General features: G+C 56.6%; 26 protein-coding genes and 7 pseudogenes. 21 read left to right on the plus strand and 12 right to left on the minus strand.

Going from position 1 to position 23,478, the window contains the following annotated elements; all coding sequences use genetic code 11:
* The first annotated feature begins 73 nt into the window (after positions 1-73).
* A protein-coding gene (locus tag ACOQFT_RS00375; RefSeq protein ID WP_421596100.1) for an IS3 family transposase occupies positions 74-1,176 on the plus strand; the annotation gives its coding sequence in 2 pieces (ribosomal slippage) (positions 74-335 and positions 335-1,176; 1,104 coding nt in all).
* A 172-nt stretch (positions 1,177-1,348) separates the two neighbouring features.
* On the opposite strand, the gene ACOQFT_RS00380 is transcribed toward ACOQFT_RS00375, so the two are convergent.
* Together ACOQFT_RS00380 and ACOQFT_RS00385 are read right to left on the minus strand one after the other, a co-directional pair.
* Positions 1,349-2,014, minus strand: coding sequence for a hypothetical protein (locus ACOQFT_RS00380; RefSeq protein WP_421596102.1), 666 nt, complete (start codon positions 2,012-2,014; stop codon positions 1,349-1,351).
* Complete coding sequence (locus ACOQFT_RS00385; RefSeq protein WP_421596103.1) at positions 2,011-2,601, minus strand: TetR/AcrR family transcriptional regulator; 591 nt, start codon at positions 2,599-2,601, stop codon at positions 2,011-2,013. The genes ACOQFT_RS00380 and ACOQFT_RS00385 overlap by 4 nt, the downstream gene beginning before the upstream one ends.
* Before the next feature lie 76 nt (positions 2,602-2,677).
* Between ACOQFT_RS00385 and ACOQFT_RS00390 the strand changes: the two genes are divergently transcribed.
* Positions 2,678-3,073, plus strand: coding sequence for a RidA family protein (locus ACOQFT_RS00390; RefSeq protein WP_421596104.1), 396 nt, complete (start codon positions 2,678-2,680; stop codon positions 3,071-3,073).
* A gap of 349 nt (positions 3,074-3,422) precedes the next feature.
* Here ACOQFT_RS00390 and ACOQFT_RS00395 read toward each other — a convergent pair whose 3' ends face one another.
* Positions 3,423-3,983 (minus strand): TetR/AcrR family transcriptional regulator, encoded by a 561-nt coding sequence (locus ACOQFT_RS00395; RefSeq protein WP_421596105.1) that lies wholly within the window; start codon positions 3,981-3,983, stop codon positions 3,423-3,425.
* Positions 3,984-4,407: 424 nt separating this feature from the next.
* On the opposite strand from ACOQFT_RS00395, the gene ACOQFT_RS00400 reads away from it, so the two are divergent.
* From ACOQFT_RS00400 to ACOQFT_RS00420, 5 genes are read left to right on the plus strand one after another with little or no spacing between them, the layout of a single operon-like run.
* Entirely contained in the window at positions 4,408-5,016 is a 609-nt protein-coding gene (locus tag ACOQFT_RS00400) for a TetR/AcrR family transcriptional regulator (RefSeq protein WP_421596106.1), read from the plus strand.
* The gene (locus ACOQFT_RS00405) at positions 5,013-5,891 is read left to right on the plus strand and encodes an SDR family oxidoreductase (protein ID WP_421596107.1); all 879 of its coding nucleotides are present in this window, start codon (positions 5,013-5,015) and stop codon (positions 5,889-5,891) included. The genes ACOQFT_RS00400 and ACOQFT_RS00405 overlap by 4 nt, the downstream gene beginning before the upstream one ends.
* On the plus strand, positions 5,892-6,224 hold the full coding sequence (locus ACOQFT_RS00410; RefSeq protein WP_421596108.1) for a putative quinol monooxygenase: 333 nt from the start codon (positions 5,892-5,894) through the stop codon (positions 6,222-6,224).
* The gene (locus tag ACOQFT_RS00415) at positions 6,217-6,906 is read left to right on the plus strand and encodes an SDR family NAD(P)-dependent oxidoreductase (protein ID WP_421596109.1); all 690 of its coding nucleotides are present in this window, start codon (positions 6,217-6,219) and stop codon (positions 6,904-6,906) included. Before ACOQFT_RS00410 ends, ACOQFT_RS00415 begins: the two co-directional genes overlap by 8 nt.
* Positions 6,907-6,955: 49 nt before the next feature.
* Positions 6,956-7,717, plus strand: a complete 762-nt coding sequence (locus ACOQFT_RS00420; RefSeq protein ID WP_421596110.1) for a serine O-acetyltransferase — start codon at positions 6,956-6,958, stop codon at positions 7,715-7,717.
* On the opposite strand, the pseudogene ACOQFT_RS00425 reads toward ACOQFT_RS00420, so the two are convergent.
* Positions 7,598-7,960 (minus strand): annotated as a pseudogene (locus ACOQFT_RS00425) (ISKra4 family transposase); the annotation flags it as partial. The gene ACOQFT_RS00420 and the pseudogene ACOQFT_RS00425 sit on opposite strands and share 120 nt — an antisense overlap.
* A 57-nt stretch (positions 7,961-8,017) precedes the next feature.
* Between ACOQFT_RS00425 and ACOQFT_RS00430 the strand changes: the two are divergent.
* The 6 genes and pseudogenes from ACOQFT_RS00430 to ACOQFT_RS00455 all read left to right on the plus strand — a co-directional run.
* A pseudogene (locus ACOQFT_RS00430) lies at positions 8,018-8,281 on the plus strand (helix-turn-helix domain-containing protein); the annotation flags it as partial.
* 281 nt (positions 8,282-8,562) lie between these two features.
* On the plus strand, positions 8,563-8,985 hold the full coding sequence (locus ACOQFT_RS00435; protein WP_421596126.1) for a type IV secretory system conjugative DNA transfer family protein: 423 nt from the start codon (positions 8,563-8,565) through the stop codon (positions 8,983-8,985).
* Positions 8,986-9,128: 143 nt separating this feature from the next.
* Positions 9,129-9,752, plus strand: coding sequence for a TetR/AcrR family transcriptional regulator (locus ACOQFT_RS00440; protein WP_421596111.1), 624 nt, complete (start codon positions 9,129-9,131; stop codon positions 9,750-9,752).
* An 87-nt stretch (positions 9,753-9,839) separates the two neighbouring features.
* Positions 9,840-10,409 (plus strand): carboxymuconolactone decarboxylase family protein, encoded by a 570-nt coding sequence (locus ACOQFT_RS00445; protein WP_421596112.1) that lies wholly within the window; start codon positions 9,840-9,842, stop codon positions 10,407-10,409.
* 82 nt (positions 10,410-10,491) lie between these two features.
* Positions 10,492-11,154 carry a haloacid dehalogenase type II gene (locus tag ACOQFT_RS00450; RefSeq protein ID WP_421596113.1) on the plus strand — a complete coding sequence of 221 codons (663 nt, stop codon included), beginning with the start codon at positions 10,492-10,494 and terminating at the stop codon, positions 11,152-11,154.
* A gap of 72 nt (positions 11,155-11,226) precedes the next feature.
* A pseudogene (locus ACOQFT_RS00455) lies at positions 11,227-11,745 on the plus strand (transposase); the annotation flags it as partial.
* A gap of 121 nt (positions 11,746-11,866) precedes the next feature.
* Here ACOQFT_RS00455 and ACOQFT_RS00460 read toward each other — a convergent pair.
* From ACOQFT_RS00460 to ACOQFT_RS00485, 6 genes and pseudogenes are all read right to left on the minus strand, one after another.
* Complete coding sequence (locus ACOQFT_RS00460) at positions 11,867-12,679, minus strand: RNA polymerase sigma factor (protein WP_421596114.1); 813 nt, start codon at positions 12,677-12,679, stop codon at positions 11,867-11,869.
* Positions 12,676-13,077, minus strand: coding sequence for an SRPBCC family protein (locus ACOQFT_RS00465; RefSeq protein ID WP_421596115.1), 402 nt, complete (start codon positions 13,075-13,077; stop codon positions 12,676-12,678). The genes ACOQFT_RS00460 and ACOQFT_RS00465 overlap by 4 nt, the downstream gene beginning before the upstream one ends.
* Positions 13,078-13,582: 505 nt before the next feature.
* Positions 13,583-13,777 (minus strand): annotated as a pseudogene (locus tag ACOQFT_RS00470) (type II secretion system protein E); the annotation flags it as partial.
* Positions 13,761-14,249: pseudogene (locus ACOQFT_RS00475) on the minus strand (helix-turn-helix domain-containing protein); the annotation flags it as partial. The pseudogenes ACOQFT_RS00475 and ACOQFT_RS00470, both read right to left, overlap by 17 nt.
* Positions 14,250-14,316: 67 nt before the next feature.
* Positions 14,317-14,508: pseudogene (locus tag ACOQFT_RS00480) on the minus strand (integrase core domain-containing protein); the annotation flags it as partial.
* A 317-nt stretch (positions 14,509-14,825) separates the two neighbouring features.
* Entirely contained in the window at positions 14,826-15,839 is a 1,014-nt protein-coding gene (locus ACOQFT_RS00485) for an IS110 family transposase (RefSeq protein ID WP_421596116.1), read from the minus strand.
* A 331-nt stretch (positions 15,840-16,170) separates the two neighbouring features.
* Here ACOQFT_RS00485 and ACOQFT_RS00490 point away from each other — a divergent pair, with 331 nt between their 5' ends.
* On the plus strand, positions 16,171-16,482 hold the full coding sequence (locus tag ACOQFT_RS00490; RefSeq protein ID WP_421596117.1) for a transposase: 312 nt from the start codon (positions 16,171-16,173) through the stop codon (positions 16,480-16,482).
* 182 nt (positions 16,483-16,664) lie between these two features.
* Here the strand turns inward: ACOQFT_RS00490 and ACOQFT_RS00495 are convergent.
* Both ACOQFT_RS00495 and ACOQFT_RS00500 read right to left on the minus strand, forming a co-directional pair.
* Positions 16,665-17,501 (minus strand): annotated as a pseudogene (locus ACOQFT_RS00495) (carboxyl transferase domain-containing protein).
* Between the two features lie 126 nt (positions 17,502-17,627).
* A complete protein-coding gene (locus ACOQFT_RS00500) occupies positions 17,628-18,518 on the minus strand; it encodes a LysR family transcriptional regulator (protein WP_421596118.1) in 891 nt (296 codons plus the stop codon).
* Between the two features lie 108 nt (positions 18,519-18,626).
* Here ACOQFT_RS00500 and ACOQFT_RS00505 point away from each other — a divergent pair, with 108 nt between their 5' ends.
* The 7 genes from ACOQFT_RS00505 (at position 18,627) to ACOQFT_RS00535 (ending at position 23,091) form a co-directional block, all read left to right on the plus strand.
* On the plus strand, positions 18,627-19,253 hold the full coding sequence (locus ACOQFT_RS00505; RefSeq protein WP_421596119.1) for an FMN-dependent NADH-azoreductase: 627 nt from the start codon (positions 18,627-18,629) through the stop codon (positions 19,251-19,253).
* 1 nt (position 19,254) lies between these two features.
* Positions 19,255-19,905 carry a glutathione S-transferase family protein gene (locus tag ACOQFT_RS00510; RefSeq protein WP_421596120.1) on the plus strand — a complete coding sequence of 217 codons (651 nt, stop codon included), beginning with the start codon at positions 19,255-19,257 and terminating at the stop codon, positions 19,903-19,905.
* A complete protein-coding gene (locus ACOQFT_RS00515; RefSeq protein ID WP_421596121.1) occupies positions 19,902-20,423 on the plus strand; it encodes a carboxymuconolactone decarboxylase family protein in 522 nt (173 codons plus the stop codon). The genes ACOQFT_RS00510 and ACOQFT_RS00515 overlap by 4 nt, the downstream gene beginning before the upstream one ends.
* A 75-nt stretch (positions 20,424-20,498) precedes the next feature.
* Positions 20,499-21,161: a YceI family protein gene (locus ACOQFT_RS00520; RefSeq protein WP_421596122.1), complete on the plus strand. Its 663-nt coding sequence runs from the start codon at positions 20,499-20,501 to the stop codon at positions 21,159-21,161.
* On the plus strand, positions 21,158-21,691 hold the full coding sequence (locus ACOQFT_RS00525) for a cytochrome b (protein ID WP_421596123.1): 534 nt from the start codon (positions 21,158-21,160) through the stop codon (positions 21,689-21,691). The genes ACOQFT_RS00520 and ACOQFT_RS00525 overlap by 4 nt, the downstream gene beginning before the upstream one ends.
* 57 nt (positions 21,692-21,748) lie before the next feature.
* Positions 21,749-22,303, plus strand: a complete 555-nt coding sequence (locus ACOQFT_RS00530; RefSeq protein ID WP_421596124.1) for a YceI family protein — start codon at positions 21,749-21,751, stop codon at positions 22,301-22,303.
* Positions 22,304-22,323: 20 nt separating this feature from the next.
* Complete coding sequence (locus ACOQFT_RS00535) at positions 22,324-23,091, plus strand: SDR family oxidoreductase (RefSeq protein ID WP_421596125.1); 768 nt, start codon at positions 22,324-22,326, stop codon at positions 23,089-23,091.
* Positions 23,092-23,478 lie beyond the last annotated feature (387 nt).

Consider the following 23,478-nt stretch of genomic DNA (forward strand, 5'->3'; position numbering starts at 1 on the left):
CCCCTGAAAACTGGATCGTTTGCGGCTAGAGTTTTCCGCTAGATTTCCCTGGCTGGGAGAGGAGCGGAATCGCATGAAAGCATCGAAGTTCACGGAGGCGCAGAAGGCCTTCATCCTGAAGCAGGGCGAGCAAGGCACGCCCGTCGCGGAGATCTGTCGCAAGGCTGGGATCAGTCAGGCGACCTACTTCAATTGGAAGAAGAAGTACGGCGGCTTGTTGCCGGACGAGATGCGCCGGCTGAAGGCGCTTGAGGACGAGAATGCCCGGCTGAAGAAGATCGTGGCCGACCTCACTCTGGACCGCGAGATGTTGCAGGATGTCATTCGGCGAAAGCTCTGAAGCCTGGCCGTTTGCGCGAGATTGTCACCGGGATGTGCGTCGACTGGGGCGTGTCGATCCGGAAGGCCTGTGGGGCCATCTGCTTCGACACCTCCACCTACCACTACAAGTCCCGGCGGACGGACCAGGCTGCCGTCGAGAGACGGATCAAGGAGATCGCGGAGACGCGTGTGCGCTATGGCTATCGGCGTGTTCACGTTCTTCTGCGACGGGAGGGATGGGCGATTAACATGAAGAAGACCCGCAGGATTTACAACGAGTTGGGCTTGCAGCTCAGGAACAAGCACCCGAAGCGCCGGGTGAAGGCAAAGCTGCGGGAGGATCGCCGGGAAGCGGTCGGGCCAAACGATGTCTGGGCGATGGATTTTGTGCACGACCAGCTCGCCCTTGGTAAGAAGCTGCGTATTCTGAGCATCGTCGATACGCATTCCCGTCTCTGCCCGGCGGTCGATCCACGCTTCACCTATCGGGGCGAAGATGTCGTGCAGACGCTCGAACGGATCTGTGGAAAGATCGGCTATCCGAGAACGATCAGGGTCGACAACGGCAGCGAATTCATCTCTCGTGACCTCGATCTCTGGGCCTATACCAACGACGTCACGTTGGACTTCTCGCGGCCAGGCAAGCCCACGGACAATGGCTTCATTGAGGCGTTCAACAGCAAGCTGAGGGCGGAGTGTTTGAATGCCCACTGGTTCATGAGCCTTGCAGATGCTCGCGAAAAATTGGAGGATTGGCGCAGACACTACAATGAGGACAGGCCCCATAGTGCAATCGGGTACAACGTCCCGATTGCCATGCATTATCCCGATGGCGTCACCAGCCCGTCATCGTGACAGAACCGGAAAAATCCAGCTTCCAGCGGTCCAATGTTGGGGAGCAGAACACAAACCCACAGACTCTCGTTATGAACGAGGGACCAGCGGGGGGCAGGTCAGTTCTTGTGATGCTGCAAGGATGTGCGAAAGGAAGCCCTGGATATTGCCATTTCTAATCCAAGCATTCTTCTCATTTGTTCAGGGAGTTCAACAATGCAGACAATTGTTCCTTGAGGCCGGGCGTCACTACAGGGGAGCCATGGCAAGAGAGAAGGCGTGTTGGGCTTGAACTTTCCATCAGGTCCAGCACCCAATGTTTATAATTGTCCGCATCCTTGACACCGAATTTCGGAAAGGTCCGGAGTAAGGTAGCGGTTTCTTCAATAACCCCGAGTGAGCGTAACTCTGAGCTGAAAGCATCGGCTACGATCCAGTTCGTTACAGATTCGGAAATCTGCACCCAGACTTCTCCAGTTTTCAGGCCTTCCGGTTCCAAAATTTCATGATTTTTCGCCAGATACGCTTTTAGCTTTTCGACCGGTTCAAAATTCAGCTCAGTGACTTTCCGCAGTCGAGGCTCAGCTGCTGCGGAACAAACGATGGCCGCCCGTGGAAACGCTTTGGCATGCTCTAGCAACCCCATGTTATGATAGTGATTTGGTGCAAGGATGACCGATACTCCGCCCAAGTCATTGAGTTGCTTGCTGACAGCGTCGGAGATGCCCCTGATCGGGTTGTAAAGACACAGCCCTCCATGTCTGAGGCGCAGCGCGAAGCAATTCAAATTTCTCGCACGTGCAATGTAGACACCATCAAGCCCGTCAACTGCCAAGAACTCAGATGTCATTCGTTTCATGATTTGAGGTTCCGAAGGGTCGTGCAAAGCAGATCGACAAGGGGTCGACCTGCAGTTTGATCCCCGTCCAATCGGTTTTTTGCATGAATCCCCATAACCGCCGGAATTAAGGCCTTGGAGAGTTTTTCTGGAGAAATATTTGAACCGCCGTTTTGCGCCATCGCTTCGTTTTCCAGTGCGTGCCGAAAGTGTTTTTCGAGCGTCATCCAATAGGTCTCGACTGCTTCTTTCAGCCGCGGGCTTTTTACCCGTGTGTTTTCGATGCCGGTATTCACGATCAGGCAACCGAACGCACTTGAAGTCGCGGAACCAAGTGTAACCAGTCCTTCCAGAAAACCAATGACAGACGAGATGCCACCGCTCTTCATCGGAGCCATCGCGATTGAAGTGGCGGATTCTGCGTAGTATGCGAGCGCCTCCAAAAAAAGGCCTTCCTTGCCCCCAAAATCTGACCGAATGGCAAATTGATTGATATTGGCTAGGCGTTCCAGTTCACGCACCCCTAATGCCTGGTAGCCGTGCTCCCAAAAAGCATAGCAGGCCTTCTCGATGGCGTCTGCTCGATCATAGGACTTTGGCCGCGCCATGTTTGCTCCCATTGACTGTTACTATACAGTCGCATAGAAACGTTTGCGATGCAACTGTATAGAAATGGGAAATGCGATGCGCGATGTTATCTTTCCGAACAAAGGACAGGCGAGTTATGAAAAATTTGGATACTCGGCGGCGGTCAAAAGCGGGGGGTTTTTGTTCGTATCAGGCCAAGTAGGTACGGACGAAGTCGGAGCACCAATTCGAATGCCATCCGAGCAGTTTGACGTGGCTTTTGCCAACCTGGGCGAGGTGCTTAACGCGGCCGGTTGCGGGTTTGACGATATCGTCGATGTCACGAGCTTTCATGTCAATATGTACGAATATTTTGATGACTTTGCCGCTGCAAAGCAGAAAGTATTCCCAAAGGCTCCGTTTCCAAACTGGACTGCTGTCGGTGTTGTGAACCTGGCGCTTCCAGATCTCTTTCTGGAGATCAAAGCGATAGCACGACTTCAGCAGGTGTGACTCATACCTTTTGCAGACACATTACCAAATGCTGCGCACTGCACGATCGGTTCTTGCTGTTAACTCGCTAAACTAGCCACGAAACTACGCAACTGTTCGGAAATTGCACATCTCCGCATTCCTCGGTGGCAGTTTCGGCGAGGGGTTTGGGCTGGAGGTTTATTATATCATTGTCTGGCGCACTTGCCTCCATCCCGCGCCCACCGCCACGTAGGTTTATGATATTGATTGTCAGGAAATTTGGGCTGCCAAAGGTGATAGCACATGCCCCAAAGGCAGCCGCGCTCGTTTTTACAGCGAAGTCTGAAATGTCCAAACAATGAAAGGAGACCCGCAACAAAGCACTCAATCAACCATTCGAAGCGATTGCCCCTTCAGTCATGGCTGCAACGATTTCTTCCCTCAAACCGCAATCCCCGACCGCCCGCGCCAGGGTTAGAGCTCCCACGAGGCCGCAGAGGGTCTTTACCTGTTCGGGTCGTTCCATCGGTGTATGTTTGTTTAGCAATTCCAGAGACTTTTCGACGGCTACGGCAAAGAGTGTTTGATTGCGCTCGCCACGACGTGGTGCTTCGCATGCCAGCGTCGAATAGGTACACCCAAGGTCCCTGTGCTCTATATGGTCTTGCGACAGGTACCACTTCTTGAAATCAGCAAGCGCATCAAGCGAATCGGATTCCAGTGTTTCGCGCCACGCGGCCCGGTTCTGTTTGAGGGCATGATCGACCGCTTCCAGTACCAACGCGTCCTTGCTGTCAAACTGCTTGTAGAACGCGCCATTGGTCAGACCGGCCTGTTTCATCAAGGGGCCGATTCCAACAGCGTCGACGCCGTGTTCACGAAACAGTTGCGATGCCGTGTTCACGACATTGTCGCGGTTCTTCTGTGCGATTTCCTTGCTGACGCGCATCTGTATACCTTCCAATGTTGCAATCGACACAATGTGATCGCGATTTCCCAACACAATTAGATTACGAGGGTAATCTGCGCGGTGGCAAATTGGCAAGAAGTCAATAAATCTGTTTGACCGCGTTTGACCTTGGAAGAGCTCCATGCCGAGTTTTCATTCGACTGGTTTTTAGCTGTCCAAATCTCACGGGACAGCCGCATTCTGTCGCGCTCAGCCTTTCCATTTGGGTGGAAACACACGCCGAACAGTCTGCTCTTTAGACGGTCGGGAGACGCTTTCCGATGCGAAAGGACCGTATTTCTGTCCGAGCTTGTTCTGGGCTATACTCGGGAACACTTGCGCTCACGCGTTCGTGACTAATTGTCAATTCGCATAAATAAGAGACTGGTCTAATAATAACGGGAATCACAGTTAGGAACCACTCATGGCGCGCCCTCAAAACCGCGAAGCTCTTGCCTCAAACCGGGAAAAGCTGCTCAACGCGGGTGAGCATGCAATGCGGTCGAAAAGCTACGGCGAAAGCGGGATTAACGAGATCCTGACAACGGCCGGTGTCCCAAAAGGGTCGTTCTACCACTATTTCGACTCCAAGGAGGCGTTCGGGATCGAAGTCGCCCGTCGCTATCACCAACGACAAGTCGAATACGCCAGAAATTGCCTGGATGATATCACGCGACCTCCGGTGGAACGGCTTCGTTCGTTCTTCGAAGGTGCGCGGGAAGACATGAAGAGCCGTCAATTCGCGCAGGGTTGCCTGATGTGCAACCTTTCCACCGAACTGGCCGACGAGCGACCGAATTTCCAGACAGAGCTGGACGCGCATTGGACCGCCCTTGTCGCTGAATTGAGCAAGTGTCTGGACCAGGCTGATCTGTCCGACATCGGATTGCAGCACCTGACCCCGGACGAGGCCGCTGATTGGCTGCTCAACGCCTGGAGCGGAGCGCTTACCCGGATGAAGGCCAGCGGGAACGACAAACCGCTGGCACTTTTCATGCACACGATCTTCAAAACAGAGGAAACGAAACCATGAGGACGTCACAGACAATCCTGATTACAGGGGCCAGCCGAGGAATTGGGCTGCGAACCGCCAAGATGTTGGCGACACAGGGGCACCGGGTTTACGCGGCCATGCGCGATATGAACGGGCGCAACAAGGAGGCCGCCGAGGCCTTGACTGAATTTTCCCAGGATGTCGCAGGCAGCATTGAGCCTATTGAGCTGGATGTGACGGATGAGGCCGCCTGCGACGCAGCCGTGGGCCAGATCGAGATCAAGCACTCCGTTGACGTGCTGATCAACAACGCTGGCGTGATGCCCGTGGGACTGACCGAAGCTTTCTCGCTGGATCAGACCAAGGATCTGTTCGACGTCAACCTATATGGCATCATGCGCATGAACCGGGCGGTTCTGAGCTATATGCGCCCGAGAAACGCGGGGCTGATCATCAGTCTGAGCTCGGCCGCTGGGCGTTTCGGCATGCCATTCTTCGGCCTTTACTGTTCCAGCAAATGGGCCATGGAGGCCTATTGCGAAGCATTGCACTACGAGTTGGAACCGTTCGGCATCGAGTCAATCCTGATCGAGCCAAGCGGCCACGGGACCGAGTTGGTGGTGACCTCTCCGGCGCCGAGTGACACCACGAGGGTTCAGGAATACGGCGATTTTGCCATGGGCCGGGAGCGGTTGCTCGGCATGTTTCAGGGAATGTTCGATCAGGGGGACGCCAGCACGGATGCCAACAACGTCGCTGAGCGCATCGCAGATCTTGTCGACATGCCCGCACCGCGCCCGATCCGGACACAGGTTGGTCACGACATGGGCGTCACGGCTGTCAATGACGCGGTCGCACCGCTTCAGGCTGAACTCGTCAAGGGTCTCAAGCCGGTTTACATGGGGGAGGTCTGAATGGCCGACACGAAAAACAAGCTGTTCCTCATCGCGACAATTCAGACAAAGCCGGAATATTTTCAACAGGCAAAACTGGCTCTCGAAGGCATTATTCCGGCAACGCTGCAGGAGCCTGGCTGCCATGTTTTTTCCGCTTTCGAAAGTAAAACTGCAAGCAACACGCTGAACCTGTTTGAGTGTTTCGAAGACGAGGATGCCCTGAACGAGCATTATTCCAAGGACTACACCAGGAAAGTCTTCCAGCAATATGAGGAATGGCTGAGCACTCCTGTCGAGGTGACGAAAATGTCAGCAACCTCGCCCGTTTCGTGGAAACAGTTCCATGAGTAAGGTCGCGTTGATTGTAGGAGCCGGTCCCGGCCTCGGGGCATCGCTGGCAAGAACTTTCGCACAGGTGGGTTACGACGTTGCCGTGGCTTCCAGACATGCGGCTGGCCTTGAGCCTCTTTGCTCTGAGACAGGGACAAGGCACTTTGTGTGCGATGTATCCGACGCTCAGAGTGTTGAAGACCTGTTTCGCCAGATCGACGCGGAGCTGGGAGCACCGAATTTGGTCGTGTACAACGCCGGGGCTTACACCCGTGGTCCTATTGCCGACCTGGATCTGAACGCAGTACGCTCGACACTGTCGGTTAACGGGTGGGGCGCGCTGGTCGTTGCGCAAGAGGCGGCCCGGAGGATGATCCCGCGTGGCAGCGGCACGATGCTGTTCACCGGCGCATCGGCAGGTATCAAAGGTTTTGCGCAATCTGCTCCCTTCGCGATGGGAAAATTCGCATTGCGCGGACTGTGCCAAAGCCTGTCCCGTGAACTTGCACCGCAGAATATCCATGTGGTGCACGTTGTTATCGACGGGGTGATCCTTCGGCCGGAACGCGGCAATCCCTACGATGACCCCGAAACCACTCTGCACCCTGATCAGATTGCCCGAACATATCTTGAGCTATCCCGGCAACACAAAAGCGCATGGACTTATGAAATCGAGTTGCGTCCACATGTCGAGACTTTCTGAAAGGAACATCTGGCCAATGCAGAACTGCATTGTTCGAAGAAGCAGCTGAATGAAAGTGGAAAAGGCAAACGGGCATTCACGCCAAGCGATGTACAGGTTTCTTTTGGCCGAAGTTGACCACATGAAGTCGGAGGAGCCGGTCATGCACAACCTGCTTGCGCACCTCGCCGAGGCAAGCTCCCTGGAGCAATTGTTGGCATGTCAGCTTTCGACCATATTGCAAACCCTCGGGTTCGAGCACGACATCCTGGCGGATATGTTTGCCGAGCTGCTGCTGGCAAATCCTTCGATTACAAACGCGGTCGTCTCCGACTTCGAAGCGGTTTGCGCACGGGACCCGGCATGTGCCAGCTTTCTTCACGCGTTGCTAAACTACAAAGGGTTTCAGGCGCTCCAAGCGCATCGGATCTCACATCAGCTTTGGAATGATGGCCGAACTCAGCTTGCCTCGTGGCTGGCGAACCGCGTCTCGGTTGTCCTTGGGCCCGATATTCACCCTGCGGCGCGGATTGGACGTGGCGTCCTTATCGATCATGGTTCCGGTGTCGTGATCGGTGAAACCGTAGTGATCGATGACGGCGTCTCGATCATGCAAAATGTGACCCTGGGTGGGACCGGAAATGAGACCGGGGATCGCCATCCAAAAATCGCGCAGGGCGTCATGATCGGGGGTGTGGAAGGTATTTGGGGATCAAGCGGCTCGAAGATGACCTTCGCCAAGCCGTTCATCCAAGAATGCGACCCTTACTGCCGCCACCCGATATGCGCCTTGTGGGGACCAACGCATCCGGCGCTTCTTGCCCATGCGTGAGTTCGCGATGTCGTTGACCAGACCTTCGGCCCATGACGTCGAGACTGCTTTCCGGTGTCGACGTAGACGACCATAATCGACAGTCGCCGTGCGATTGTTTTCCAGGTAGGTCCGCAGCTCCATCGTGCGGGCCACTGCAGACAGCGCCGTTTCTCTCGAGTTACCGCAAGTATGACCACGCACGCGCATGCCAAATCTGAACTGGGTTTCGAGCGCATCAAGTGCCCTAGAATGCCGCAGATGACCACTAGTCTCAGTAGCCCAGCTGCTCGTTCATAATATGATTGTGCAGCGCCGCTATTGGGATTTGCGCGGAACTTAGCTCGGAACACACAACATTACTGGAACTGCACCAGTTATCCGCTTTTTGGAGTTACTATCTTCTACAGTTGCGCGCTGTTTGATCAGCTCGAAACTAATCGTCGTCCGAAATCTCGTTACGAAATTTCGTGCCGCTCTTCGCCTGAACATTTCGCAACCCCAATCACCCGACAAATTCAAGCACTTGAGTGTGAGCTTGGTACGACCTTGCTGGTCCGGATTGCCAAAGGCGTAGAGCTAACAGATTCCGGGCGCGTCTTTTTTGAGGAAGCTCAACGGACTTTGAAGCAGTCTACTTACGCGGTTGATCGAACCCGAGCAGCTGACCGTGGTGAAGTGGGAATACTTCACGTGGCCTACTTTGGCACAGTAGTCGAAAGAATCTGGGGATCAAGCCGCGCGAAGCTGCCCTTCGCCAAGTCTTCCGTTCAAGACCGCGGCTCTGACCGTTGCCACTCGGTGTACACCTTGCTGTGACCAGTGTACGGTGAAGGAGGTCTCCGCCGCGGCTGGAAGAACGACCGCTGCTTTCCGAAACCGAAGCCCGCCTCATGGACGCAGATGAGGTCATCACTCTCGCCTCGCCCCAGCATCCGATCAAGGCGAGCCGGATCAAGTATTACGACGACCTCTTCTTCAAGGACATGCTCGCCCGCCAGGAGGGCAAGCCGTTCCCGTACCCGCCGAGTGTGCAGGGGGTGGGGCCTTGGGGTGGCGACGGTGGTGACGAGACCGGCGCGGATGAGACTTTCAAACCAGCCGAACGCGCACTAGTCCGGGATCGTTCGCAGCGGCGCGAAGCGCGGGTGATGAGCGTGATGGCGATGGAGGCCGGGCGTGGGCTGCCAAAACCAGAGATGCTTGAGCGGGAAGCGGATGTGCTGAAGGAATGGGAGACAGTGTTTGCTTCGCGAGGGGATTCTATTGAAGAATTGCTGGGCGAGTAGGCATATCGAAGAAGAATTTTGCGCAAACGTGAAAGGGAAAGTGTTGGTCCTCAATCGGCGCGCCAGAGAACGAAGTTAATTTTGTATGAGGGCGCTGTTCAGCTCAAGCCCCAGTAGTCGCAAGCAGGGCGCCATTTGTTTTCTTGACTGACTGGTCAGTTGTGCTAGTAATCGAACATATGACGACAACTCGCGACAATTTGCTCGAAAAAGCAACACAGCTATTCTTGGAGAAGGGGTACTCTGCCGTTGGTACCAATGAACTTTGTTCAGCGGCATCGGTGAACAAAGGGACATTTTATCACTTTTTCCCATCTAAGGCAGATCTTCTGGTTCAAGTGATAGAGGAGTATTCGGCGGAAATTTCCGAACAATTTGAACGCATTGCGAACTCGGATATCTCGCCCGAAGCGAAATTGGTCGCACTGTTTGATGTGCCAAAAGTTGCCAATGATGCTTGGAAGGTGAAACACGGTTACGCACAGGGCTGTCTTGTTGGAAACATGACGCTAGAATTGGGCGGTGCTGATGAAAAGATAAGAGCAGCCATTCGTGCTTCGATTGCGCAGTGGTGCCGTCCTATCGCTTCTGTCGTTGCAGAACTGATCGGCACCAAGGTTCTTCCAGAGGTAGATAAGCGCCAAGCCGCAGAAGTGGTTGTTGCTCTTATTCAGGGGGGGTTGCTTTTGGCCAAGACTATGAACGATCCGAACAAGATTACCCTGATGGCGTCAGGGGCTATTGCCCATTTGAAGGCCAATACTTGACATCAAACGCCCGTTTTCGGCGGGAACATCTTTAACCCAGAGAGTTGACTGACCGGTCAGTTGACAAGCAGCAAAAGGAACTACAAAATGCCAAACATGCTTCAAATCGACCCGAAAAAGGCGAGCGGGGCTACCAAAGAAGCTTTCGATGAAGCGGCCCGTCAGTTTGGCGGCGTCATCAACCTCTTCCGCGTGGCTGGTAACGCCCCCAATCTGCTCAAGGGCTTTCTTGCCCTGAACGGGCATTTGAATGACGGGGCAGAACTGACGGGCCGCCAGATCGAACTGGTCGCAATGCTGGTTTCGGCCCTGAACCACTGTGATTATTGCGTCAACGTGCACATGAAGGTCGGCATGGCCCAGGGGGCCACGCAAAACGAACTGCTCAAAGCCTTATCAGCAGAGGCAGACGATGCCGAAACCCGGGCTTTGTTAGAATACACTGACGCGGTTGTGCGCAACCGCGGTCAGGTGCCAGCCCCCGTGCTTGAGATGGCGCGCGCAGCCGGGTTTTCCGACAAGGCGCTTCTCGAAACGATCGGCGTCATTGGTCAGTATACCCTGATCCAATATGTTCGCCATGTTGCCGATCCGGATCATGACTTTCCGTTGGTCAACGAGTTCGACGCTGTAAAACATGGCGCGGCGTTTGGTTGAAGCTATGGGCGGCCACTGGAGGGTGGCTGCCTTTTTTACTCCTGGCCGGACATAGCGGCCGGTTTCGTAAAGGACCTGTGCAATGCCTACCGTTCTGTTTGATGCTTATGGAACGCTCTTTGATCTTGAAACTGCTCTGGCGCCGGCCAATGCGCTGCTTGGTGATCGGGCAGGGGTCGTGTTCGATCGCTGGCGGACACTTCAGCTGGAATATGCATGGCTTTCCGTGCTCCGGGGCAAGCGTCTCCCGTTTGATACCTGCACCAAGACCGCGTTTCTGGACGCGCTGGCCAGTGAAGGGATCGAAAATGACGCGTTGGTTGCCGCTCTGGAAGAAGGGTTTCGAACGGTCTCGGCTTACTCCGATGCAATTGCCTGTCTGCAAGTCTTCCAGGCTGCAGGTTGGCGTACAGGTATTCTGTCGAACGGGGAGTTGCGCTCGTTGAAACAGGCGGTTGATGCAGCGCAGTTTGGCGACCATCTGGATGCAGTGCTCTCTGTCACGCAAAGTGGCAGCTACAAGCCCGACCCCGCCTCATATGATGTTGGAACGGAATTCTCCGACAGTTCGAAATCAAAAACCCTGTTCGTGTCTTCCAACTGGTGGGATGTCGTAGGGGCGCGTGGCTATGGGCTCCGGGTTGGGTTGATCTTGCGCTCGGGAAAATTCTGGCCCGCAAGCGAGCCGCGGCCCGCGCTGGCGGCGCATGACTTGGTTGAACTTGCATCTGCGGCGGTCAGTTGAGGCCGTTTTCGCGTGGTAATCTTGTACAGTCAGAGAGTCTTTTTGCTATCGGAACTTGAGCGGTGATTATGCATCGAGCAGCCCAACCAGGTCTGGTGTGCAGACATCACCAATTTGCCAATGTGCAGGGGCTTCCTCTACCTGGTCGCATCATGGATTGGTTCACGCGGAAGGTCCTGGCCTGGCGCATCTCGAACACCCTGGAGGCGGACTTCTGCGTCGAGGCCTTGTGCGAGGCGGTCCACCGCTTCGGCCCGCCCGAGATCATGAATACGGATTGTCATACGATTGGCGCCAGTTCTCGGGTGGTTTAAATCTTAGAAGGGCGTCCAGGTGTTTCAGTTCACGTCCTTCGCCCAGACCGACTGCTTGAAACGAATTGGCTTCCGGATCTCGATGGTCGGCAAAGGGCGCTGCCTCGACAACATCTTCATCGAACGCCCGTGGCGCTCTATGAAGCATGAATGCGTCTACCTGCAAGCTTTGGAGACAGGCCCGCAGGCCAAGGCTGGTGTCGCGAAGCGGATCAGCTTCTACAACCATCAGCGGCCTCACGCTGCCCATGGCGGGCAGTCGCCCGCTGTGGTCTACTTCAACAAGATCGAAAGCGGCTAGCGGGAGCAGAGAGTAGTTTAACTTACACCTAAACCTGTCCAACTGATGGGGAGTAGCTCACCGCGCCAAAGAAACATGACTCGCGCCAGCGTAAAGGTTATTTCAACGCCTCCAGAACAAGTGCGCCGACCTTGGTTGGGAAAGCCGGATTGGATCGCATTAGTGCCGCTGCGCGCCGACCCTCCTCCAGACGGCGCACATGGATGCGCAGCTCGCGGATATCGACAGGCGGCGTGTCCAGATCATAGGTCCGAGTGCCGGGAGTGATCCGTCCACTGGACTGCGCTGCCGCTAGCCGGTTTTCACAGCGACAGGCCGCGTTCTGGGAAACATGCCCGCACGAGGATTGAAGAAACTGGGTCACATCTACCCGCGCCCGGTGAAGCCGCTGCCGGAACGCAGACGAAGAAATTTGCAGCGCGTCCGCCGCCTCCCTGTCTGACATTTCAAAAATGTCCCCCAGAATATACGCAATCCGAAGGCTCCGCTTCAGACAGGTCAGCATGGCGAGCGTGCAGCCAATCTTGATTTCTTCAATCGCAATGGCGGTCACGGCATTGTCCAGATGGGCTTCGTCCACGTCCACCAGCCCCGATTCAAGGTCTGAGGTAAAGTCCCGAAAACTCAGCCGCATCGTCTCGATTCGGCTGCGTTTGCGCGTCGCGACAAGATGGCGGGTGGCGAGCTTAAGCGCCCAGCCTCCGGCCGCGGCATCATCCCGCAACGTGCCCAGATGGGTGATGATCTTCACAAGGATTTCCTGTGTCGCATCCTCTGCGGCGAACCGGTCTGCAAGCATCCTGATCGCTAATCCAAAGACCGGCCTTTCAACCGCCTTCACAACATCAGCAAGTGCGGCACGATCTCCGTGCCGCGCCGCCTTTACCGTCTTGGAGTCCAAATGGATCATGACTCCAGTTTAGCCTTAAGCTTCACAAGTTCATTGGCTAGGGTCTTCTTCTGTTCATCCAGGGCACCTTCCAGCATTTCAAGAGGTACGGGTGGTGCCATAAGCACAAAAGAATAGATGGCCTTATTATCGGCATCTTCGGTCACACGGGAATAGGCCGCTCCGGTCGAACCATCGGGAAATGTCATGATCCAGTCGATCGTTCCCTGATCGGCAAAGGCACGGGTTTCCAGTTGAATCGGAACCGCGCCGTTTGGGGTGACAAGCTCTGCGGATGTGCCGTCGGCCGTACGAAAGGCGTTGGTCCATTCGGGCAGATGCGCTGGATTGGAAATATAGTCAAAGACCTGCGACACAGGTTTGGCGATGCTGACAGATTGAACGTCGTGGGTTTGCATGGATGTCGTCCTTGAATCTCTGCACCGGGCCAATCCCGGCACATATTAATTAGGAGCGTTCGACCAGCGATAGTGTGACAGAGATTCTAAATTTTTTGCGCCCCAACTCTTTACCATCGGTAAAACCGGTGGCTGTGCTGGCGATCTGAAGGGTACGGGAAATGGCGGAACCGGCGCTGTCTGCGCATGTGGCATGCTATCAGAGCAGGCTTTTCGAATGGCGATAATGTTTCCGTTGCTTGTTCTGGGCATGTATCTCTCAATCCGGGTCGTGCAGTGAAGCCGTGGCTTCATTGGTAGCGATACACAGGATTCTACTCAGCAGAGGTCTCGGCGTAACTGTGGCGTAAGTGCAGTCTCGGAAAAGTTGGTTTGGGTCTCGGGGCAGCCGGTACAGAGAAACATTCTGTATCAAAGCAACAGATATGCACTACTGGCGAGCACGTTTCGTGTCAGCAGTAGCCTTGCTACGGTCCGCCTCGCGGCTCAATTCAGTTGAACGTGGTCACCGCCCTGGCAGATAGAACTCCGCAATCCCCCGCTTCCCCTTAGCCCGCCCGAGCTGGACGATCACATCAATGGATTTCCGTATGTATTCCCGCACCTCGGCGAAGGTCAGCGGTGTGCCGGCCTGCAGCACTATGATCGCCAGCCGGTCGATGGCGAGTTCTGCGGTTTCCGCGTGGATGGTGGCTCTCGATCTCGCCATGCGCCTCCTTCTGTTGCTTCGCCTTTTCCAGCGCCGCCATCTGTTCCTCGTTCTGCAGGATGCCATGCTGGGCACCACGGGCCTCCAGTGCCTTCAATCGCTTCTTCATCGTCTCAAGGTCTTTCCTGAGCCAGATCGACCGCACGCCGGACGAGGACACCATGATGCCCTTCTGCAGGAGCTCTCATGAAGCGCGCTTCTGGCCCAGGGCCGGGTTTTCGATGGCCAGCTCGATGACCGCCCTCTCAACATGCTCCGGCACCCGGTTCTTCAGGATGGGCTTCTTGCGGCTGAGATCCATCAGGGCTTCTTCACCGCCTTGTTCATACAGTTCCTTGAACCGGTAGAAGCTGTCCCGCGAATAACCCATCACTTTGCAGGCCTGTGAAACGCTGTCGGGTTGCTTGGCCAATTCCAGCAGGCCAAGCTGCGGTTTGATGATCTTTTCCTGAATGCTTGTCATTGTTCGACACTCCTTGCTTGCGCTCCAAAAGAGCAGAAACGTCAGATCAAGTCATGTGTTTTACAGATTATGCGGCGTATTTGCGGTGAAGCAAGCGCCGCGTTTCGATGGTCTTTCGTTTGATCCTTTCTCGTTGTTTCAGAATGGCTTCACCGCGCCCGAAGTAGACATCAGCGGGCGTGAGGTTCTGCAGGCTCTCGTGACAGCGCCGGAGATTGTAGTGATCGACGAAGGCCTCGATCTGCTGCCTGAGATCGCCCGACGGATGTCTTTGACAACCTTCTCGCCGTGGCTCCGCTTGGTTCCGGTTTTCTGTCTCATCTCCACTCCTAGGCGGTCACGATGTGTCAGAAACCCTTATGTAATCGGGCTCGGTTTTGCAAGGATATAGCGCCTGAAAGTGCATGCTTCTGTCCGTGATCTGCGTAATGCACTCACATGATGCGGTCGGCTCTGACGGGGGAAAGCCCATCTCTCTAGCGGCGTTTGTTTTTTGCCAGGGTTTCTGTCGGCTTTTCCCGCGCCACGTCCTTTCAGGGGCGCCTTCCTTGCGGAAGAGTTGGTACTCGTTGCCTTTCAGACGGTTCTGAATTCCGTGCCGTCCGTCCACATCCGGTGCATAATGACGGCCAGTTTCCTCGCAAGGGCAATCTTGGCGCGCTTTGCACCACGTCGGGCGGCAACACGCATCGCCCATGCCTTCAGCGGAGTCCATCGGGTGGTTCTCACAAGCATCACATGCGCTGCTTCATAAAGCACTGCTCTCACACTGGCATCACCGTCCTTGGTAATTGATGTGACTCGATCCGTTTCTCCGGATTGATATCGTCGTGGCGTCAGGCCAAAGCAGGCACCCACTGATTTTGACGAACGAAAACGTTTGGGGTCATCGATAGCGGCACGGAAGGTCATTGCAGCTATGGCGCCGACACCGGGAATTGTCATAAGACGACGACAGACCTCATCGTTGCGAGACTGATCTCGAACCTGCTTGTCCAATTCAGCGAATTCTTCTGCCATCGCATCACGCGCTGACAGGAGCGGGAGGATTGCCGCCTCCAGAACCGGGTTATCCGCGATCAGATCGCGAACCAGATCACAAAACCGGCCTCGCGTTCCTGTCGGAATTCTCAAGCCAAATCCGCGGAGAAGGCCTCGAACCGAATTGTCGAGCTCCCGGACACGACGCCCCAGACTATCTCGTGCCGACAGCATCAACCGCAGATCCCGTGCGGTGGGGGTCTTCAAATGAACTGGCTGAAACCAACCCATGCGAAGCAACTCTGCGATGCCGCGGGCGTCACGTCGGTCAGTCTTGTTCGGGATCGCAGACAATGCCGCATGTACTCGACGCGTCTCCATCAGAACGCTGTCCAGACCCTTCCTCTTCAGGCCATCTGCAAGGAAGGCCGACATAGGGCCTGCTTCGAGGGCTATTCCACCGATGTCACTGGAAAATGGACCAAGCACTATTGCAAGGTCATCGGGATGGCTTGGTGCCGAAAACTCTCGATGGATGCTACCGGCTTCGTCGATCACGCAAATTGCCGTGCTCTCGACTGAAACATCAAGTCCTACGTAATAAGTCATGGTCATCTCCTCTGAGCTTCAAATCACCACCACAATTGTGGTGAATCGGCCCGATGACCGTATCTCTCTTATCAAATTACCCTAAACTGTCCCATTGGCGCTGACGTCAGACAACCGGCACCTTCGGGAGCGCTTAGTTCGTGATTTAGGCACTTTTTCACTCACTCACTGCACGTCAGAGACCTTGCCCGTTTATCTAACTTCTAGGTCCCTTTCGGACGAGCATCAAACCGCGAACTGAACGACTATTTCCACCTCGATCTGGAGCTCTTGACCTTGCAATAGGACGATGGGACTTCGTTTCGCACATTAGGGCGAGGGCATCGCGGAAATGCCAGAACTGGGCCAACTCTCGGGAGAACAAGCTGCTGCGCTCACGGGCCTGGCTCCCATTGCTCACGACAGCGGTGCGATGCGCGGCAAGCGCGCCATTGGTGGCGGACGGCGACAGGTACGACACGTCATGTTCCACGCTGCTCTCGTCGCGAGTCATCACAATCCGCATCTCAAGATCTTCGCAGATCGTTTGCGTGACGCGGGCAAGCCACACAAAGTCATCATCACGGCAGTCGCTAGAAAGCTCGTCACAATCGCAAACGCACTCCTCAAATCTCGGCAAAACTGGTCGGCTCAGACCCCCTGAGAAATACAGTTGCTAGCTGGGTGCACAAAACCCCCTGGCGCTGTTACTGATCCAGCGCCGGGTTTCAACAGGCTCAATCACTGGGTCGATCTAAATCCCGGCCGCGATAGAACTGACTTTGCCTGTGGCATACTTTTTTCCAAGCAATGTCTCAAACAGGGCCTTTTGTTCATCTGGGTCGCTCACCGCTTCCAGCTCTTTTCTAAAGCCCAGCCGCACCGCGCCCTAAACCCGATGGCACCGAATTCACCAGTCGGCCATGCAATCGTAAAAGCGTTTTCATGAAAGCTGACCCCAACCATCGCCATTGCCCCAAGACCGTAGCCCTTGCGCAGGACCACCCCAAAGACCAGCACCTGCAATTTGGCGGCGGCCAGGAACATTTGACTAACTTTGCGCACCAGCCCGGTTTCTTCGGCCTCTGGGCCAACCAGGAAACCGGGCGTGTCACACAGCGAAATGATCGGCAGGCCAAGCGCATCGCACTGCCCCATAAACTGCGCGGCCTTAAGTGCCGCACCGCCATCAATGGCACCTCCAAGATGGGTGGAATTGATGGCGATCACCCCATATGCTAGCCTCTCGATGCGTAGCATCGCAGTGATAATGCCAACGTTTTAGGTTAGTCGTAGTTCCAGAACGCTATCGGTATCGGCCAACCCGTCCAAAACAGAGCGGATGCCATATACCTGTTTGCGGTTCTCGGGGATGACAGCGCGCAGATGCCGTGTGTCGGGGGCGGTCCAATCGGTCAGGTAGCCCTGGCCATAGCCAAGGTATTTCCGGGCTATCGCGCAAGCCTCGGTTTCATCGGCGCCGTGCATAACAACAACGCCATTTTCGGTTCGCACCTCAATCGGGCCAATCTGTTCGGGGCGGAACCGCCCTAATCCGCCGCCTTCGATCATGGCGGGGCCTGCCATGCCGATGTCGGCGTCCTCAGTCGCAATGACGACATCGCAACAGCCCAAAAGCGCCACGTAGCCGGCAAAACACGGCCCCGAGGCTACCCCGATCATCGGCACTTTTCCCACACTGGGATGTTGAATCAAACGCTCAGCATCCCGCACGGGTTATGCCTGCCCTCCCCGGAATACCATGCATGTGCCGTTGGAACAGCTGTCCGAGAAGCCCGGAATGTGCATTTATGCCTTCAGGTGGTCGATGAAGGCCCGTAGGCGCATAGGGACATAGGCTTTGGACAGATACACGATCCAGGCAGCGCTGTCGAACTGGCCGGCGCTGACCTCGTAGTTGGGGAAGAGGTTGAGCAGCTCTCCGGACTTGAGATCATCAGCTACGGTCCAATCCGCCATCAGCGCTACCCCCATCCCGGCCAGCGCCGCCCGGCGCAGTGCCAGGGCGTTGGAAATGGTCAAGGCCCGCCGGGGCATGGCGTCGACGGTCTCTTCGCCTCGCGCAGAGCGGAAATGCCACGGATTGCGGAACGCGGGCAGGCGAAACATGAGCCCGTCATGCCGGGCCAGCTCCGCGGGGCTTTCCGGCCGACCGGACCGCGCCAGATAGTCGGGTGAGGCCACCACGCGATAGGGCGTGTCAAACAGCTTTGCCGCCACCATTGCGCCAGTTTCAGGGCGTGGTCCAAGGCGAAGAGCGACATCAATGCTTTCGCCTGCCAAATCGGCAACCGCATCTGTCAGGATCAGATCCAGATCGATGCGCGGAAAGGCGGAGCGAAAGTGGGCTACGCGCGGGATCAACCAGCGCTCCCCAAAAGCGACCGAAGAGGTCACGCGCAACAGCCCCGAAGGATCGGACATCACGTCACGGGCTGCGTCTGCTGCTTCGTCCATCGCATCAAGAGCAGATGCTGCCCTGTCGAGATAGAGCCGTCCGGCTTCGGTCGCGTCGAGCCGCCGGGTCGTTCGTTCGAAGATCAGGATGCCTAGTGCTTCCTCCAGAGCGGCGACCTGCCGGGACACCGAAGAAGGGTCCACACCGGTTTGGCGCGCGACGGCGGCAAAGGAACCCGCGCGCGCAACGAGAAGCGCTGTTCTGAGAAGTTCGCTGTCCATCGCCGCTCACATTCATGCAGAATTCGCATGATAGATTGTCAGTAACCTACCTTTTTCGCAAGTCTTACATGAACGAGTATTGGCTAAACAAATCATGGAAAGCCCGACATGACACGTATCCTACGTATCGACAGCTCAGCCCGCCCGGTTTCCGGCGGCTCGCGCAGTCGGGAACTGGCAGACCGGATCGTCGGACAGCTTGAGACCCAACAGCCCGGCGCCGAGATCATCACCCGCGATCTGGCCGCGAGGCCACTGCCGCATATCGCCAATGACACCATCACCGGTTTCTACACCCCGCCCGAGCAACTGACCGACGAACTCACCGCGGCGCTTGCGCTGTCCGATCAACTGATCGCCGAGCTCAAATCCGCGGATACGGTGGTCATTTCTGCTCCGATCTATAACTTCTCCATTCCTTCCGCGCTCAAGGCCTGGATCGATCACGTCATGCGGATCACCCAGACCTTTGCCTTTGAGGACGGCCAGTTCCGAGGGCTGGTCGCCGACCGGCCCGTCTATGTCGCCTATGCCTATGGGGCGGGTGGCTATGCATCCGGCGGGCCGCTGGAAAGCTACGACTATATGCGGCCGTACCTGACACTGCTGCTCAATTTCATGGGTGTGACATCAGTCGAAAGCTTTGCGGTAGAGGGCACCACTGCCGATGCCGCTGCGGTCGAGGCCAGCATGGCCGAAGCGCTGAACCAGATCAACGTGCATTTAGGGGGTTGAGATGACCGAACGTCCCACCCTTTTCTGGATCTCTGGCAGCACGCCCGCCTGGCGCGTGATGTTGGCGCTGACCTTGAAAGGCGTGGCCTTCGAAAGCTGCAAGCTCGACACCGGAAAGGACGAGAACCGTCAGGCCCAATACCTCGCGCTGAACCCCAAAGGTCAGGTACCGACGCTGGTCTGGGGCGACGTGGTGATCCGCGAAAGCCTGGCCATTCTGGGTTGGCTCGACCGCGCATTCCCCGCGCGTCCGATTTGGGGACAGAATGCGGTGGAGGCTGCCTCCGTCTGGCAGGATGTGGCTCTGCTGATTGAGGACCTGCACCCGCACCTGTCAGAGGTCGGTCTTGGATTGATGCGCCGCGAGGCGATCCCAAAGGAAGCAATCACCGCGTTGGAGGCCGAAACCGATGCCTGGTGCGTCCGGCTTGAGGCCAGCAATTACCTTGGCGGCACCGCCCGAATGGCCAGCGATATCTGGCTCTACCCGGCACTTTATTGGATCGGCCGCGGTGTCGCGCTGAACGCCGACCCGCCTGAAACGCTGACAGATCTCATCACGTCCCGCCCCGCACTCGCCGTCTGGCGGGCGCGCATGGATGCGCTGCCCGGCGTGGCCGACACCTATCCACCCCACTGGAGAACGTCATGACCGAATTCGCCTATCATTCCAAGGGCACCATCCCCGGTGAGAGCCGTCCGTTGATCGACGCCTCGATCAAGGCTTACGGCTTTCACCCCAAGCTGCACCAGATCATGGCCGAAGCGCCCGCCACCTATCGGGCCTATCTGGAAACCTTCCGCATCTTCGCCGAAGAGACCACGCTGACTCCGCTAGAGCAGCACGTGGTCATGCAGACGGCAAATTACGAGAACCGCTGCCATTACTGCACCGGCGGGCATTCCATGCTGATGAAGATGATCGGGGCCGATGATGCCATCGTCGACGCTCTGCGCGAGGGCGTGCCTATTGCCGACCCCAAGCTTGAGGCATTGCGGTGCTTTGCCCGGCAGCTGATCGACAAACGTGGACATGTAGGCGACGCCGCCCTGCAACATTTCCTCGACGCCGGATACGACAAGCGACAGGCGCTCGAAGTGCTAACCGGACTGGCCACCAAGCTACTCAGTAACTTCACCAATGCTCTGGCGCATACCGAGCTCGACTAGCCCGTCAAACCCTTCGCCTGGATCCATCCCGACGACCGCGCCGTTTAAGCGCCCATCCCTAGAAAGGAAACCATTATGCTACGCAGCACTCTCCTGACGACCGCGCTCCTTGCGGGCACCGCCGTCCATGCCGAACCCGTCGAATGGACCCTCGATCTCGGCCACGCCTATATCGGCTGGGAAATCGACCACATGAACATGTCCAACACGGTCGGCCGGTTCAACGAGTTCGACGGCACCTTCCTGATCGACGAGGCAGAGCCCGCCAATTCGCAAATCACGTTCACGATCAATGCTGCCTCTGTCGACAGCAACCATGTCGGCCGCGACAACCACATCCGCAACGCGGACTATCTGAATGTGGAAACATATCCAGAAATCAAGTTCACCTCTACCGCGGTTCAGATGCTGACACCGACCACGGGCAAGCTGATGGGCGATCTTGACCTGCACGGCGTCACGGCGCCAGTCGAGCTGGATTTCGAGATGGTGAACCGTCGCAACTATCCCGATTTCATCCCCAACTATGACGAGCTTGAAGTTGTTGGCTTTCATGTCACCGGTGAGGTCATGCGCCTTGATCATGGCATGGATTTCATCGCCTTCATCGGGTCGCCCACCGGCTTTGCTGTCACTCTCGACGCCCGCTTCGACCTGATTCAATGCGACGGCGCGCCGGAAACCAACGTGCCTTGCCACTGGGGCCGCGTCGAAGGCTTCAAGGGGCCGAACGAGTGAAACCGCGCCCTGTATCAGACACATGGCCTGGCTGGTTCATTGCGTTGCACTGGGTCATTGCCCTGATGCTGAGTGTCATGATCGGGGTGGGTATTGTCATGGTTGCGGTGGAGGAAACGGCCGCCGCAACCGGCGATTTCACGATCAAGGTGTTCGGCTTCCCCCTGTATCAGGCCTATCAACTGCACAAATCCGTTGGGCTGACACTGTTCTGGCTGATTGTGCTGCGCTTGGGTCTGCGGCTGACCTTGGGCTTGACCGCACCCAGCCACGACCACTCGCGGCTGGAACGGTTTGTCGCCCGAACGGTACAAATCGTGCTTTATGCGCTGATGCTGTCGATGCCATTGACAGGTTGGCTCATGGTGTCTTCGTCACCGCTCGGCCTGCCGACGATGTGGTTCGGTCTGGTGAACGTGCCTCATCCGCTTGGCTCGAATGTGGCACGGGAAGAGATCCTGGCAGCGCTCCACGCCCTTGGCAATTGCCGGGTTGCACGCGGCGGCCGCCTTGAAACACCACCTTGTTGACCGTGACGGCACGCTGACCGCGATGCTGCCGCCCTTGCGGCACCTGGAGAAAAGACAATGAACATTCCGTTTGGGTGCGCGGCCTTGTCCGCTTTGGTCTTGACGACATCGGTTGCATCGGCCGAGCCGAGTTGGATCATGAAGGCTAACGAAAGCACGCTGGAGTTCGTGATCGATATCGGCGGGGCGACGGTGACTGGTGGATTTTCGGATTGGACCGCGACGACACGCTTCGACCAGTCACAGCCCGAAACGGCCAGCCTTCGGGTCGAGATTGCAATGACCAGCGTGTATGTGGACGATCCGCGCGCCCAGGCCATTGGCAATGCCACTTGGTTGGCGGTGGGTGATTATCCAATGGCCGTTTTCCAAGCAGAAGGCTTCGATTGGACACCAGACACAGGGACTTTGACCGTACATGGTGGCCTTGCTCTGCGCGGCATCACCCAACCGTTAACTCTCACAGGAACACTGAAGGTGAACAACGGGCGCGGCGAAGCGCAGATCGCCGCGACGATCCCCCGTCTGCGGTACGATATCGGGGTCGGACAAGAGGCCGTTGGGGCCAATGTTCAGCTCCACGGCCATTTCGTCGCCACCCTGCAAGATTGAATACACGAAAGGAAGACAAAGTGACGCAAAACATTGATCTGACCGGTAAGACTGCCCTGATTACAGGGGCGAGCCGCGGCATCGGGGAAGCTGCTGCCCGGTACCTCGCCAATCTTGGCGCGAACGTTGTGCTTGCCGCACGAAGCGAAGATGCCGTGGCGAGAATCGCCAACGAAATCGGACCGCAGGCCATCGGATTATCATGCGACGTGGCGGACTGGGCACAAGTCAGCGCAACCGTCGCCCGCACGCAAGAGGAATTTGGAGGCGTTGACATCTTGTTGAACAACGCAGGCTTGATCGACCCTATCGCCCGGATCGAAGACGCCGATCCTTTGGCATGGGGCAAGGTGGTTGATGTGAATGTCAAAGGAGCCTTTCACATGTTACGCGCCGTCGCGCCTGGCATGATCGCCAATGGCCGTGGGTTGGTCATAAACATCTCATCAGGGGCAGCGACCTCCGCTCTCGAAGGTTGGTCACATTACTGCGCAACCAAGGCCGCGCTTCTCAGCCTGACACGCACCGCTCATAAGGAACTAAGCCCCAAAGGCGTGAACGTCATCGGCCTCAGCCCCGGCACGGTTGCAACCGACATGCAGCGCGCGATCAAATCGTCGGGCATCAACCCGGTCAGCCGCTTGGATTGGGACGCCCACATCCCCGCCGAATGGGTCGCCCAGGCCATCGCTTGGCTGACCACCGACGCCGCCCGAGTCCATGACGGCGGGGATTTTTCATTGAAAAACGACGAGGGTCGCAAGGCCGTCGGTCTGCCTGCCGGTTGACACCGGCCGGGCCAGACCCTGGGGCGCTCAAACATAATCCTCTGCCAGACCATCCGCGCCGCATGTCCTCCGCCCCGGTGACCGAAGCGGTTGAACTTTGGCACGTGTCCCCGTCGCAAAGAGGGCTCCGGAACGTTCTTAGCAGGTTGTGAGATGCAGGAGGAGTGACGTAGGCTTGAAATCAAAAAGCTACTTGCAATAGGTCCACGTCGCCAACGGCCTGAGCACCATATTTTTCGTAGAACCGGCGTGCCTTGCTCGCCCTGCTTCAGGATGAAGGCCTTCTGCGCCTCCGTGAACTTCGATGCTTTCATGCGATTCCGCTCCTCTCCCAGCCAGGGAAATCTAGCGGAAAACTCTAGCCGCAAACGATCCAGTTTTCAGGGG

The organism is Ruegeria sp. MALMAid1280, assembly GCF_049195285.1.
Lineage (GTDB): Bacteria > Pseudomonadota > Alphaproteobacteria > Rhodobacterales > Rhodobacteraceae > Ruegeria.